This is a genomic window from Phyllobacterium endophyticum (assembly GCF_003010935.1).
GTDB classification, from domain to species: Bacteria; Pseudomonadota; Alphaproteobacteria; order Rhizobiales; family Rhizobiaceae; genus Phyllobacterium; species Phyllobacterium endophyticum.
The window spans coordinates 675,506-688,995 of record NZ_PGGN01000001.1 but is presented as its reverse complement, the minus strand read 5'-3'; the positions used below and the strand labels follow the sequence as shown (position 1 = coordinate 688,995).

Here is a 13,490-nt window from a genome sequence, read left to right as displayed (position 1 = left end):
CCTCCCATCCGGACTTCTTTGGTCCGGTTCGTTTACCCACTCACAGAGATTCTACACCCGCTCGGCGGATGAATCCAGACTTTCCATCGCCCGCGCACACAGATAGCTGAGCTTTCTTTTCGCGTCTGCGTTGCACGGACGAAGCGATGTTCATCCCCTCCCGGTATTTAGCAACGGTCCGGCGAGCAATATCGACTCCTTGCTCCTTCAACAAATCTACGATCGTATCATCCGACAGCACGCCCTCTGGCGTCTCCAAGTCGATAAGACGCTTGATCTGGTGGCGCACAGATTGCGATGAGTGCTGGTCGCCACCTTCAGTTGCCGCGATTGCAGCGTTGAAAAAGTAACGCAGTTCGAACACGCCGCGCCGGGTCAGCATATATTTGTTGGCCGTTACCCGGCTGACCGTGGACTCGTGCATGCCTATGGCATCCGCGACATTTCGCAGGTTGAGCGGCCTGAGGTGGGCAACACCATGGCGAAGAAATTGTTCCTGCTGTCGAACGATTTCGCTTGCCACTTTGAGGATCGTTTGTGCTCGTTGATCAAGGCTACGGGTAAGCCAGCTGGCGTTTTGCAGGCACTCGCTCAAAAATGTTTTCTCGGCCGATGTAGTCTTCGATTTTGCGACCGTGGCGTAATAGCTGTTGTTTACCAACACACGCGGCAAGGCATCGGGGTTGAGCTCTATCCGCCACGTGCCGTCCGGCGCCAGATCCACTTGCACGTCCGGTACGATACTGTCTGCGACCCCCGAGGAAAAAGCGGTGCCCGGCTTGGGGTCAAGACGCTGAATGTCCTGTAACATAGCCAAAATCTCGGCGTCCCCCACCCGGCAAAGCTTCTTCAAGCTTTGGAAATCGCGTTTTGCCAGAAGCTCAAGATTCTGCAGAAGCGTTCTCATTGCCGGGCTCAAGCGATTTCTTGCCTGAAGCTGCAGAGACAGGCACTCTGCGAGATTGCGCGCGAAAATCCCGGCAGGCTCGAAGGTCTGCAGGACTTTGATCAGGCTTTCGATGTGTTGAACAGAGACCCCGAGCCTGTCCGCAAGCTCTTCGATATCCGCGCGCAGGTAGCCCATTTCGTCGAGGTGGTCGGCGAGTTCAGCGGCGACCAGGCGGTCTCCCGCTGAAGCGAAGGCAAAGATGCTCTGCTCGGCAACATGACCGCGGAGGGTCAGGGGAGCGGCGGTCACCTGCTCAAGGTCGAAACCCTCACCCCCGGTTGAGATATAACCGTCGCCGGATGAGGATTTCCATGTCGAAGCCAGGTCACCGGCGATGAGATCGTGTGTTCCAGGATCATCCGGAAAGATATTCTCCAGCGAGCTGTCGAACGTGTCGGACATGGAGCCGGCACTTGTCGACTCTCCGCTTACCAGCCAGTGATCGGTCCCCCCATCCAAGGGTTGGTCTTCCCCCGGCTCATCGTCGCTGGCTCGGCCAAACTCATGTTCATCGCCCAAGCTCCTGTCGCTTTGAAAATCGCGCTTGTCAGACGTGTAAAAATCGCTGTTAGTTGTCTCATCGCGTTCCAGCAGGGGGTTTTTTTCGATCTCCTGCTCGATAAACTGGTCGAGTTCGACATGCGTCAACTGCAGCAGTCGAATGGACTGCATGAGCAGGGGCGTCATCACCAATGCCTGGGTTTGCCTGAGATCCAGCTTTGCCGACAGAGCCATGGTGAACGCCGATACTCCCATACGAATTCTTGCTGTCGTACAGAACTGGCCCAATCCTTGCTTGTCAATCGCAAGGGCATGAAAAAGGCCTTGCTGCGGCAATTTTCAATCTAAAGACGTAGAGAAAACGACAATTCTTGTAGAAATCTCAGGTTGAATCGCAAAATCAGAGCTTGAACTGATCTCCGAGGTAAAGCCGTCGTACGTCCTCATTGGCAATGATGTCATTTGGAGGTCCATGCGTGAGTACCTGCCCGGCATGTATAATATAGGCCCTGTTGATCAGCTTCAGCGTCTCGCGCACATTATGGTCCGTAATCAGAACGCCGATACCGCGGTCGGTCAGGTGGCGCACCAATTGTTGAATGTCTGCTACAGCAATCGGATCCACACCTGCAAATGGTTCGTCCAGAAGCATGAAATTGGGACTCGATGCCAAGGCGCGTGCGATTTCCAGCCGCCGACGCTCCCCGCCTGATAACGATAGCGCGGGGGCCTTGCGCAGGTGAGCGATGTGGAACTCTTCGAGAAGCGCGTCCAGTTCTTGAGCGCGCTTACTACGATCCTTTTCTACGACCTCAAGGACCGCCTTGATGTTATTTTCCACTGACAGCCCGCGAAAAATCGACGCTTCTTGCGGCAAATACCCTATACCGAGCCTCGAACGGCGGTACATTGGCATGGTCGTTACATCGAAGCCGTCAATTTCTATCGTGCCTTTGTCGACCGGGACGAGGCCAGTGACCATATAAAAACATGTGGTCTTGCCCGCACCATTCGGACCCAGAATACCAACAGCTTCGCCGGCGCGAACTCCAAACGTGACGCCGTTGACGACCTGGCGGCCATTGTAGCTCTTGGTGATGCCACGTGCGATAAGCGTACCTTTTTTCTCATCAGCAGCCTTTGGGTCAGCAGGACGCATTTCCTGAGAAACAGTCGAGTCAAGCCGCGCGGAAAGCTTGCTGGAAGAGGGACGCGAAAACAATGACACTACGGTCTCAGTTCTTCGGAGCGTTTTTGGGGGCTACGATGATAGAAACGCGCCCTGTCTGTCCACTCTTGCAGCTCTCGAGCTGGGCTTGACCTGTTTTTAACTGCGCAGTCAGCTTGCAGCCGACCGCAACATTGTCTCCTTGCGAAAGAACAACCTTGCTGCCGGTCAGAACCAGTACTTCCGTTTTCATATCGAAAGTGCCGTGATCGCCAGTGGCGACCTGATCCTGGGATTTGACGTAAACCTTGTCATTGACCTCGATGTGGTCGATATCCTGAGAGCTGGCACCAGTTATTCCGGCGGGTTTCGGGGCGTCGGTTGTCGTCCCACCTGCGTCTTTCTTGGGTTTGATGTAGTAGACTATCATCGAACCGGCTTTCAGAAGCGTCGCGCCCTGGACAACCGTCACATTCCCGGTGAAGGTAGCCGTTCCATCGTTGTCACGGACATCCACCTTGTCCGAGTCGATCTGGATCGGCTGGTCGCCAGACAACTTGATACCGGTCGTGGCCGTAGCAGCTTCCTGAGCGAAGGCGGGAGCAGTCAAGGGCGTCGCCAATAGCCCAAACGCAATGGTCGATATGCTGATCAGTTTTGCCCCGCGCGACATCGTCTTCTCTCCTAAATCCGGGATATTCCCTCGAAACCAGCAATGATCCCCGGATGCTACTCCGGCGATTGCATTTCCTTCTCACCTTCTTGCAGCTTTGCAGGCTGAATGACAAGCCTCACACGCTTCTCGAAGGTTATAACCTTCCCGCTTTCGGTAATTCGCATACTGTCAGCGGCAATACTCGACCTGCCATTTTTGATGCTGACCGGATCATCGGTCGACATCGCGTTACCAGCCATATCAATAGTAGCGGACTGCAGCAAAGCCGTAATGCCGTCGGATGTTGTCAGGGTTATGGCGCTATCGAGCTTCAATTGCTGATTGGCGTTGTCGTACACACCCGATTTTGTCGTGACCTCGGCGCGCAATTCCTTGCCGAGCGGGATCTTGGCATTGATTCCTTCAAGCGAGATAACATTGTTATTGCCGACCTCCTGAAGGGCTCTGACGGCACTCACCTTGTATGGAAGATTGTCTTTGGTGAATCCATCAAGATTCGGATTGGTCATGACGCGCATGCCGTTTTCGATTCCGACATTGTCGAGCGAGATATTGCTCGGTACACTTGACGTCGAAAAGAAGGTGAACCAGGAAAAGACGGCAGCGCCGGCGAGAGCCGCTGCAGGTAGCGCGAACTTGAGAAAGCGCACGCGGCGCGAATGGCGCTCCGCAGCTCGGAACACCATGGAATCTTTGACAGAGCCAGCAAACTGCCGCGCGACCTCTGCATGATGGTCTGCAACGGCGGTGGCGTCGCGCCCCGCATGCATGTCGTCTGGTTCGATGGACATAGGTCTAGCTGTGTTTACCGATTGCAATATAATGGCTATCTGACGCCAGTATGGTTATTTTTCGATGAAATGGACATGCACCATTTTGCACAAGTTGCACTCGGTGCAACAAGTATGCCGTCGGTTGACCAGATACAAGGTCCAAACTTCGGATCGAGCCAGACAACCAGTATGGACTCCGATGGGATCATGCCGCAGAAGAGACGTGAACTGAACTGCAAAAATGAACGGACGGAACGATGGCAAATACTGCTGACGCAATTATCGACAGACGACGGCTCCGCAGAAAATTGACTTTCTGGCGGGTATTGGCCTTCGCAATCCTCGCAGTTGCAATGTTCGGCCTTTATTTCTTCAACACCGGCTCGGACGGCTTATCGAGCAAGTCCGCGCCGCATATTGCCAAGGTACGCGTGGAAGGCACAATCTTCGAAAATGATGAACTGCTAAAACGCTTGAAGGACGTGGAGGATTCCGATGCAGTCAAAGGTGTGATCCTTTCGGTCGATTCACCCGGCGGGACGACGGCAGGCGGAGAAGCGATCTATGAGGCTGTGCGCAAACTTGCAATGAAGAAACCTGTCGTTTCCCAAGTCGGAACCCTGGCTGCTTCGGCCGGATACATGATTGCAAGTGCAAGCGATCACATCGTTGCCCGCCAGTCATCCATCATTGGCTCTATTGGCGTTCTCTTTCAGTATCCGGACATTTCTCAGCTGCTTGGCAAACTCGGCGTAAAGGTCGAAACCATAAAATCCAGTCCGCTCAAGGCAGAACCAAATTTCTTCAATCCCGCCAGCGAAGAAGCCAAGGCCATGATCCACCGGATGATCATCGATTCATACGACTGGTTTGTCGGCCTTGTTCAGGAGCGGCGTAAGTTCACGCATGAACAGGCGCTGGCACTGGCAGACGGATCAGTCTTCACCGGCCGGCAGGCAGTCGCCAACAAGCTCATCGATGAACTTGGCGGCGAAGAAAAAGCCCTCGGCTGGCTCAAGACCAAGGGAGTCGATGACAAGCTTCCCGTCCTTGAATGGAAACCCGTCGAAAAATCGTCACTTGGGATGTTTTTCTCCCATTCTGCCGTGAAAATGCTGGCGAAGTATCTCGGCATCCCTGAAGAGAGTGCGGGAATTCTGCGCGAATTGACAGGTGATCGGATGTTCCTTGACGGACTCGTTTCTGTTTGGCACGTTGACGGCAAGCCCGTTGGGGCGCAATAAGCCTATTAAACTCACAAGATCAGTGACATAGTCTCCACGTTGGTGCCTTTAGACCCTTGTCCTCCTGATCTTGAACCGGAAGGGATTTCGCTGTGATCAAATCAGAGCTCGTGCAGATCATTGCTAACCGCAACCCGCATTTGTTTCAGCGTGATGTGGAAAACATCGTCGGCGCCATCTTTGACGAGATTACCGATGCGCTGGCCGAAGGCAATCGGGTGGAACTCCGTGGCTTCGGAGCATTCTCCGTCAAGAACCGCCCTGCTCGCAACGGCCGCAACCCACGCACCGGTGAAAGCGTGGATGTCGAAGAGAAATGGGTACCGTTCTTCAAGACGGGCAAGGAACTTCGCGACAGGCTGAACGCCAACGGCTAGTGCCATCGAACAGCGTGTGGAGCGCAGCCGGAGAATATCATGATCAGTCGTATCGTCATTGTCCTCATTCTTGTTCCCCTCGCTGTGATCCTGATCGCCTTGTCAGTAGCGAACCGCCAGGCCATATCGTTCACCATCGATCCGTTCAATCCAGGAAACCCCGATCTTTCGTATTCTGCGCCGCTGTTTGTCTGGCTATTTGCCGCTCTGATACTCGGTTTGATGCTCGGAAGCTTCGCGACCTGGTACAATCAGGGCAAACATCGCAAACTCGCTCGCCAACGCAAACTTGAAGCGGAATTGCTGCGCAAGGAAGCCAGAAAGTCTTCGGCCGAATCGACGTCTACGCCGAATCTGCCGTCACTGCATTGAAGCAATTCAAGGAAATGAAATGAAATTGATCTCCCCGGCTGAGGTCGACGGGCTCTTGAACTGGCCGGACATGATCGAGGCAATCAACAATGCCTTCCGTCAAGGCGTAGTTCAGCCTGTGCGTCATCACCATACGGTCAACCGTCCCGACGGAGCGCCCTCAACGCTGCTGTTGATGCCTGCCTGGTCTGACTTCGACGCTCTCGGCGATTCTTCCAAGGGTTACATGGGCGTCAAGATCGTAACCGTTTCTCCGGATAATGGCGCAGTCGCGAAGCCTGCTGTCATGGGAGTTTACCTTCTCATGGACGGCAAAACCGGAGAGCCAAAAGCGCTGATTGACGGGCAAAGGCTCACTTTGTGGCGCACCGCCGGTGCATCTGCCCTCGCCGCACGGTATCTGGCGCGGGAGGATGCATCAAGGCTTGTCGTACTTGGCGCAGGCGCGCTTTCGGGTTTTCTCGCACGCGCGCACAGTGCTGTCCGTCCCATCACGCAAATCTCGGTCTGGAACCGCAATTTCGCAGGTGCGGAAAAGATCGTTCGCGAACTCGTTGCAGACGGCTTCAACGCCAGAGCGGTAAAAGACAAGGATGCGGCTATCGCAGAGGCCGATATCGTGTCTGCCGGGACCCTGTCGAGCGAACCCCTGATCCTTGGCAAGCACTTGGAGCCTGGCACCCACGTGGATTTGATCGGAGCTTTCACCCCTGAGATGCGCGAGAGCGACGACGAATGTGTCAAACGGGCTCGGGTTTTTGTCGACACTCTCGACGGTGCGTTGAAAGAGGGCGGTGATATTGTGCAGCCGATCAAAGCGGGCGTCATCAGCGAAAGCCACGTGATCGGTGATCTGTTTGGTCTTACGCGCGGGACAGTCGAGGGTCGCCGATCCCCCAGCGAAATCACGCTATTCAAGTCGGTCGGCGCTGCATTGGAAGATTTGGCGGCCGGCGTTCTGATCTACGAAAAGGCAGTCTCCGCTTCCGCTTGAGCGTTTTTGCTTTCTCCTTTCCTCCTCTTGGCATAGGAAAAGTTCCAACCAACTGCGAGGAATGCACAGTTTGAAATCGTCCGGCGGAAAATCCAGGAAGGCAAAAGGGACTGGTCCCACGGGGAGCGCTCCGAAAGGCGTAGCGTATCGGCAAAGCGCGACGAAGCCGCGGCCGCAATTCGCCAACGCGCCACGTGCCGCCGATATCGAATCCCCAAGGAAATCAAGCACCCGTTCCGAAGCCGCGGCTCCAAAGCGCGTCCTGGCGCGTCGCTCCGGCCTGCGTCCTCGGGAACAAACCGGGCTTATCCTCGAAACCTCGCCTTCGAGCGATTACGCTTTACTCGATAGTGGCAATGGTCTGAAACTTGAACAATACGGCCCCTATCGCATCGTTCGTCCTGAGGGACAGGCAATCTGGCTGCCTGCGTGGGATCGAGCGGAATGGGACAAGGCGGATGCGGTTTTCACCGGCAATACGGATGAGGAGGGTGTCGGCCGCTGGAATTTTCCAAAAGTTCCCCTTGGCGAGACCTGGCCGCTTTCTTATGACGGCCTACCGTTTCTGGGGAGATTTACATCCTTTCGCCATGTGGGGGTCTTTCCTGAACAAGGTACGCACTGGTCCTACATGGACCAGTTGATCCGGAATGCGAAACGGCCCGTCAAGGTGCTCAATCTCTTTGGATACACGGGTGTGGCTTCTCTCGTGGCGGCCCGTGCAGGGGCTGAAGTGACCCACGTCGACGCCTCCAAGAAGGCGATCGTCTGGGCAAGGGAAAATCAGGAGATGGCAGGGCTATCCAGCAAACCCATTCGGTGGATATGCGAGGACGCGATGAAATTCGTTGCACGCGAGGAGCGGCGCGGCAGTGTCTACGATATCATACTTCTCGACCCGCCCGCCTATGGACGCGGTCCCAACGGAGAAGTGTGGCAGTTGTTCGACAATCTGCCGGACATGGTGGATCTCTGCCGGTCCATCCTGACGCCAAACCCGCTTGCGGTCGTTCTGACAGCTTATTCAATCCGCGCTTCGTTCTTTGCCATCCATGAATTGATGCGTGATGCGTTCACGGGCTTTGGAGGAGAGGTTCAGTCAGGCGAGCTCATCCTGCGTGAGCGATCCGCCAGCCGAGCGCTTTCAACCTCCCTTTTCAGCCGCTGGAGCGCGCAATGAACAAGCAGGATGATCAACAGCGCGGCAGCGGACGGGTGCGCCCTGGGCGGGTCAAGGAGGTCACCAGCCTGACCAATCCGATCGTCAAGGATCTGCGATCCCTGGCGGTCAAGAAGTTCCGCGATCAGCAGGGTGTCTTCCTCGCCGAAGGATTGAAACTCGTCATCGATGCCATTGACCTCGGTTGGACAATCAAGACACTCGTCTATTCGAAAGCGGGCAAGGGTAATTCGCTGGTCGAACCGGTCGCCGCACGCACGATTGCCAAGGGAGGCGACGTACTTGAGGTCAGCGAGAAAGTCATTGCCGCCATAACCCGCCGTGACAATCCGCAGATGGTCGTTGGTGTATTCGAACAGAAGCTGCAATCGCTTTCGTCGATCAAACCGCAGGGCAACGATGTTTATGTGGCTCTCGACCGCGTGCGCGATCCTGGCAATCTCGGCACGATTATCCGAACAGCGGACGCTGCTGGCGCGAAGGGCGTCATTTTGATTGGCGATACGACTGACCCGTTCTCACTGGAAACAATTCGGGCAACAATGGGTTCGGTTTTTGCCATGCCGGTCATACGTGCACCCGAGACCGAGTTTCTTTCCTGGCGGAAAGGTTTTTCAGGCATCGTCGTTGGAACCCACCTGAAGGGCGCGGTCGATTATCGAACGATCCCCTATTCCGACAAACCGGTGGTTTTGTTGATGGGTAACGAGCAACAAGGTCTGCCGGATCAACTGGCTTCGTCGTGTGACAGGCTCGCGCGCATTCCGCAGGAGGGCCGTGCCGATTCGCTTAATCTCGCCATTGCCACCGGCATCATGTTGTTCGAAATCCGGCGTAACGCATTGAAACTCGTCCCTTGAATTGAGAAATCGGATTTATGAGAAGCAAAGCATTTTACAGCCTTCTTGCCATCATTGGTTTCGCCGTAATCAGTGACCAGATCATCAAATATCTTGTCGAAAGGGGCATGGAATATCAGGAACAAATCGATCTCTTGCCCTTTCTCGCGTTGTTTCGCGTGCACAACACCGGGATTGCATTCTCGATGCTGAGCGGATTCGGGGACGAAGCCCTGATTGCATTGACGATCGTCGTCATCTGTTTTGTCAGCTATCTATGGTGGAGCACAACGTACTCGCGATGGATGTCGCGCTTCGGCTTCGCACTGATCGTCGGCGGGGCGCTCGGCAACCTCATCGACCGAAGCCTGCACGGCTATGTCATAGACTATTTCCTTTTCCACCTGCCCTCATGGTCCTTTGCCGTCTTCAATCTGGCTGATGCTTACATATCGATTGGCGCGGCGCTGGTGGTGTTGGAAGAATTATTGCTCTGGCTGGGGGACCGCAGAGCCGGCGGTGGCGGGAAGACCGGCGAGAACTGACGCCAAAGCCTGGCAGTCACGTCATTTAGCCGTCATCCAACTGTTGTATTCGACGAACGAACGAGTACCGATAAATCTCCTGGATGAGCCAAATCGATATGACCATCGCCTTGCTTGAATCTGCTTCAATCACTAAAGATCAACGCATGATGTCGCAGGTTGATTCAACTCCCTCGCCGTTTACGGCTCCACACCTTGCACCGGTGCTTGGCCGCATCGGTACGATGGAGGTTTGCCTGGCGCAAACCGAGGATGAGATCGCATCATCGCAGCAGTTGCGATTCAAGGTCTTCTTTGATGAATTGGGCGCCAAAGGCTCTGCGACGATGGAGCAGCGTGATGCTGACCGGTTCGATCCCTTCTGCGATCATCTTCTAGTCTACGACACATCGATCGCGGGACCCAAACACAAGCAGATCGTGGGCACTTACCGGCTGTTGCGCTCCGAGAAAGCTTTCGAAACTGGCGGCTTCTATTCAGCCAGCGAATATTCGATTGATCGGCTGGTCAATGCCAAGCCTGAACTGCGCTTCCTCGAGTTGGGCCGCTCCTGTGTTCTCCCGGAGTACAGGTCGAAACGGACCGTAGAATTGCTTTGGCAAGGTATCTGGACCTACTGCCGCCACCACTCAATCGGCGTGATGTTCGGCTGCGCATCGTTCCACGGCACAGTTCCGGCCGCGCACGCGCTGCCTCTATCTTTTCTGCAGCATAATTGTCGCGCAACGCCCGATTGGGATGTTCAGGCCCTGCCTGCGCTTTATCACGCGATGGATCTTGTTCCGAGCGAAGCGATCAATCCAAAGGTCGCGCTCTTCGCCATGCCACCTTTGATCAAGGGCTATTTGAGGCTTGGGGCAATGATCGGCGATGGCGCCGTGGTCGATCATGATTTCGGCACGACGGATGTCTTCATCATTCTGCCGGTCAGCCGAATATCGGAGCGCTATATCAGCCATTACGCTGCCGAGGCGAAGCGCTTCGTCTAAATCTGTTGATCCTGCCGATCACCTGTGGAGAAAACTCCCGGACGCACGAGGAAGAGGTGTGTAAATCCTCCGATAGAGACTAGATTGCTCCCGATTTAGATCTGGAGAACGTTCTTGGCCGAACCGGCAGCGATCATCGAACCGACCCCTTACGAGGCTGAAATATCGGCGCGACCAACGCCGATGATGGAGCAGTACATCGAGATCAAGGCCACAAATCCGGATAGTTTGTTGTTCTATCGGATGGGCGATTTCTATGAGCTGTTCTTCGATGATGCCGTCGAAGCTTCGCGGGCGCTCGGAATCACACTGACGAAACGCGGAAAACATTTGGGCGACGATATTCCCATGTGCGGCGTACCTGTTCATGCGGCGGACGATTATCTGCAAAAGCTGATCGCCCGAGGTTTTCGTGTCGCCGTATGCGAGCAGATCGAAGATCCTGCCGAGGCAAGGAAACGGGGGGCGAAGTCCGTCGTGAAACGCGACGTCGTCCGGTTGGTCACACCCGGCACGATCACCGAGGAAAGGCTGCTCGACCCGTCCGAAGCCAATTACTTGATGGCCCTCGGTCGGGTGAAGGGCTCGGACAAAGGTCAATTCGCCCTCGCCTGGATCGACATATCCACTGGAACATTCCGCGTTAGCGAGACCGAGCCTTCGCGGTTGCTCGCCGACATACTGCGTGTGGATCCGCGCGAACTTATCGTCGCGGATACTGTCTTTCACGATCCGGATCTGCGACCGGTATTCGATGTCATCGGCCGCGCGGTCAGTCCGCAGCCCCCCAGTCTTTTTGACAGCGCTACAGCGGAGAATCGTATTCAGCGCTATTTCGATGTCAGCACATTGGATGGATTTGGACAATTCTCGCGTGCCGAGCTTTCATCCATTTCCGGTGCCATCGCCTATGTCGAAAAGACGCAGATTGCGGAGCGTCCCCCGCTGATGCGACCCGAGCGGGAGTCGGAAGGTTCATCGCTTTTCATCGACCCTGCAACCCGCGCCAATCTTGAACTTCTGCGCACGCTTTCGGGCAAACGCGAGGGAAGTTTGCTGAGGGCTATTGATCGCACGGTGACAGGCGGCGGCGCGCGGCTCCTGGCTGAGCGGCTGACCTCACCACTGACTGATCCAGCGGCCATTGCGGAACGTTTGGATTCGATCTCGTTTTTCCTGCTGCGCCAACCACTTGCGGATCTAATGCGTGAAGCATTGAAGGGCGTGCCCGACATGCCCCGCGCCCTGTCACGGCTTGCGGTTGGCCGTGGCGGTCCGCGCGACCTGGGTGCACTCGCCCGCGGGCTTGAGGCGGCAGTGCAAATCACCCAATTGTTGCAACGCGAGGATCTGCCGAAAGAATTTGCGCGAATCAGAGAATGTCTGGCCAACCTGCCGCTGGATTTTGCCAGGCACCTTGATCGGGCGCTCGCAGACGAATTGCCCCTTCTCAAGCGCGACGGGGGCTTCGTCCGGTCCGGCTATCACGACGAACTCGATGAGATGCGGGCACTGCGGGATCATTCACGCCGCATAATCGCCGGTCTGCAGGCTGATTACATGGAAACCACCGGCGTCAAATCTCTGAAGATAAAACATAACAATGTCCTTGGTTATTTTATCGAAGTAACGGCCAACAATGCCTCTGTGATGACCGATACAGATGCGGCCAAGAGCAAGTTCATCCATCGCCAGACCATCGCCAATGCGATGCGTTTCACGACGACGGAACTGGCGGAGCTCGAAACCAAGATAGCAAACGCAGCCGAACGCGCACTTTCGATCGAGCTTGGCGTTTTCGACGCATTGACCAATGAAACCGTAGCAAACGCCGACGCCATTCGTGCAGGCGCTGTGGCACTGGCAGCGCTTGATGTCTCCGCCTCCCTCGCAGCGCTGGCGGAAGAACAAGGCTACTGCCGACCACTCGTCGATGACAGTCTTGCGTTCAAAATCACGGCTGGACGACACCCGGTTGTCGAGCAATCGCTGCGCCGGCAAGCGGCCGTTCCTTTCGTTGCCAATGACTGTAATCTCTCCCCTCCAGGCGCGGGCAAGGGCGCTATCTGGTTGCTGACTGGCCCGAACATGGGCGGCAAATCGACGTTTCTGCGTCAGAACGCCTTGATCGCGATTCTCGCGCAGATAGGTTCGTTCGTCCCAGCAGGTTCGGCGCACATAGGTGTCGTTGATCGGCTTTTCTCGCGTGTGGGGGCCTCCGATGACCTCGCACGGGGACGCTCTACCTTCATGGTGGAAATGGTCGAGACTGCCGCCATCCTTAACCAGGCCACTGACCATTCGCTGGTTATTCTCGATGAAATCGGCCGGGGTACCGCCACTTTCGATGGCCTGTCGATCGCATGGGCGGCGGTTGAGTACCTGCACGAGAAGAACCAATGCCGGGCATTGTTCGCGACGCATTTCCACGAGATGACCGCACTTTCGGAGAAACTCGAGCGGCTCAGCAATGCGACGATGCGCGTCAAGGAATGGGACGGCGACGTCGTGTTCCTGCATGAAGTCGCCAAGGGCGCCGCCGATCGTTCCTATGGCGTGCAGGTGGCGCGTTTGGCAGGCCTCCCTGAGGCTGTCGTCAATCGTGCCCGCGATGTGCTGCACCAGCTCGAGGCCAGCGAGACATCGGGCAAGACAGACAAGTTGATCGATGACCTGCCCTTGTTTTCGGTGGAGGTCAAGCGGCAGGCTCCCAAACCTGTCCAAGGCCATGATAACGGGCTCATGGCAGCCATTTCAACGATCAATCCGGATGAGATGACACCGCGCGAAGCGCTGGAGGCTCTCTACCGATTGAAGGGCCTTGTCGCGAACACGACATCTTGAATGACGTCAACACGGAACGTCGCGAATGTAATCGTTTCG

Annotated in this window: 11 protein-coding genes and 2 pseudogenes; 9 read left to right on the top strand and 4 right to left on the bottom strand. The window is 55.7% G+C overall.

Translation table 11 applies throughout. The annotated features are described in order from the left end of the window. Positions 1–40: 40 nt before the first annotated feature. From rpoN to lptC, 4 genes and pseudogenes are all read right to left on the bottom strand, one after another. Positions 41–1,684, bottom strand: coding sequence for an RNA polymerase factor sigma-54 (gene rpoN, locus CU100_RS03235; RefSeq protein WP_106715965.1), 1,644 nt, complete (start codon positions 1,682–1,684; stop codon positions 41–43). A 166-nt stretch (positions 1,685–1,850) separates the two neighbouring features. After that, positions 1,851–2,579, bottom strand: a pseudogene (gene lptB, locus CU100_RS03230) (LPS export ABC transporter ATP-binding protein); the annotation flags it as partial. Positions 2,580–2,685: 106 nt separating this feature from the next. Beyond that, positions 2,686–3,291: an LptA/OstA family protein gene (locus CU100_RS03225; RefSeq protein ID WP_106715095.1), complete on the bottom strand. Its 606-nt coding sequence runs from the start codon at positions 3,289–3,291 to the stop codon at positions 2,686–2,688. Positions 3,292–3,347: 56 nt separating this feature from the next. Next, a complete protein-coding gene (gene lptC / locus CU100_RS03220; protein WP_106715094.1) occupies positions 3,348–4,085 on the bottom strand; it encodes an LPS export ABC transporter periplasmic protein LptC in 738 nt (245 codons plus the stop codon). Between the two features lie 335 nt (positions 4,086–4,420). On the opposite strand from lptC, the gene sppA reads away from it, so the two are divergent. The 9 genes and pseudogenes from sppA to mutS form a co-directional block, all read left to right on the top strand. After that, positions 4,421–5,311 carry a signal peptide peptidase SppA gene (sppA, locus tag CU100_RS03215; protein ID WP_407070307.1) on the top strand — a complete coding sequence of 297 codons (891 nt, stop codon included), beginning with the start codon at positions 4,421–4,423 and terminating at the stop codon, positions 5,309–5,311. A 92-nt stretch (positions 5,312–5,403) separates the two neighbouring features. Further along, positions 5,404–5,688 (top strand): integration host factor subunit beta, encoded by a 285-nt coding sequence (locus CU100_RS03210; protein ID WP_106715092.1) that lies wholly within the window; start codon positions 5,404–5,406, stop codon positions 5,686–5,688. A 39-nt stretch (positions 5,689–5,727) separates the two neighbouring features. After that, positions 5,728–6,060, top strand: coding sequence for a LapA family protein (locus CU100_RS03205; RefSeq protein ID WP_183635488.1), 333 nt, complete (start codon positions 5,728–5,730; stop codon positions 6,058–6,060). A 19-nt stretch (positions 6,061–6,079) separates the two neighbouring features. Beyond that, positions 6,080–7,054, top strand: coding sequence for a bifunctional Delta(1)-pyrroline-2-carboxylate/Delta(1)-piperideine-2-carboxylate reductase (locus CU100_RS03200; RefSeq protein ID WP_106715090.1), 975 nt, complete (start codon positions 6,080–6,082; stop codon positions 7,052–7,054). A gap of 70 nt (positions 7,055–7,124) precedes the next feature. Continuing rightward, positions 7,125–8,234, top strand: coding sequence for a class I SAM-dependent rRNA methyltransferase (locus CU100_RS03195; RefSeq protein WP_342588290.1), 1,110 nt, complete (start codon positions 7,125–7,127; stop codon positions 8,232–8,234). Next, positions 8,231–9,094: a TrmH family RNA methyltransferase gene (locus CU100_RS03190; protein ID WP_106715088.1), complete on the top strand. Its 864-nt coding sequence runs from the start codon at positions 8,231–8,233 to the stop codon at positions 9,092–9,094. The genes CU100_RS03195 and CU100_RS03190 overlap by 4 nt, the downstream gene beginning before the upstream one ends. A 17-nt stretch (positions 9,095–9,111) precedes the next feature. After that, entirely contained in the window at positions 9,112–9,618 is a 507-nt protein-coding gene (lspA, locus tag CU100_RS03185; RefSeq protein ID WP_106715087.1) for a signal peptidase II, read from the top strand. A 98-nt stretch (positions 9,619–9,716) separates the two neighbouring features. After that, positions 9,717–10,607 carry a GNAT family N-acetyltransferase gene (locus CU100_RS03180; RefSeq protein ID WP_407070292.1) on the top strand — a complete coding sequence of 297 codons (891 nt, stop codon included), beginning with the start codon at positions 9,717–9,719 and terminating at the stop codon, positions 10,605–10,607. Between the two features lie 171 nt (positions 10,608–10,778). Continuing rightward, positions 10,779–13,451 (top strand): annotated as a pseudogene (mutS, locus tag CU100_RS03175) (DNA mismatch repair protein MutS); the annotation flags it as partial. Positions 13,452–13,490: the final 39 nt, after the last annotated feature.

What these genes read in the sequence shown, in the direction of transcription:
- sppA (WP_407070307.1), top strand. Translation starts at nt 4,421, where the DNA reads ATGTTCGGCCTTTATTTCTTCAACACCGGCTCGGACGGCTTATCGAGC.
- CU100_RS03225 (WP_106715095.1), bottom strand. Translation starts at nt 3,291, where the DNA reads ATGTCGCGCGGGGCAAAACTGATCAGCATATCGACCATTGCGTTTGGG.
- CU100_RS03200 (WP_106715090.1), top strand. Translation starts at nt 6,080, where the DNA reads ATGAAATTGATCTCCCCGGCTGAGGTCGACGGGCTCTTGAACTGGCCG.
- lspA (WP_106715087.1), top strand. Translation starts at nt 9,112, where the DNA reads ATGAGAAGCAAAGCATTTTACAGCCTTCTTGCCATCATTGGTTTCGCC.
- lptC (WP_106715094.1), bottom strand. Translation starts at nt 4,085, where the DNA reads ATGTCCATCGAACCAGACGACATGCATGCGGGGCGCGACGCCACCGCC.
- CU100_RS03205 (WP_183635488.1), top strand. Translation starts at nt 5,728, where the DNA reads ATGATCAGTCGTATCGTCATTGTCCTCATTCTTGTTCCCCTCGCTGTG.
- CU100_RS03190 (WP_106715088.1), top strand. Translation starts at nt 8,231, where the DNA reads ATGAACAAGCAGGATGATCAACAGCGCGGCAGCGGACGGGTGCGCCCT.
- CU100_RS03180 (WP_407070292.1), top strand. Translation starts at nt 9,717, where the DNA reads ATGACCATCGCCTTGCTTGAATCTGCTTCAATCACTAAAGATCAACGC.
- rpoN (WP_106715965.1), bottom strand. Translation starts at nt 1,684, where the DNA reads ATGGCTCTGTCGGCAAAGCTGGATCTCAGGCAAACCCAGGCATTGGTG.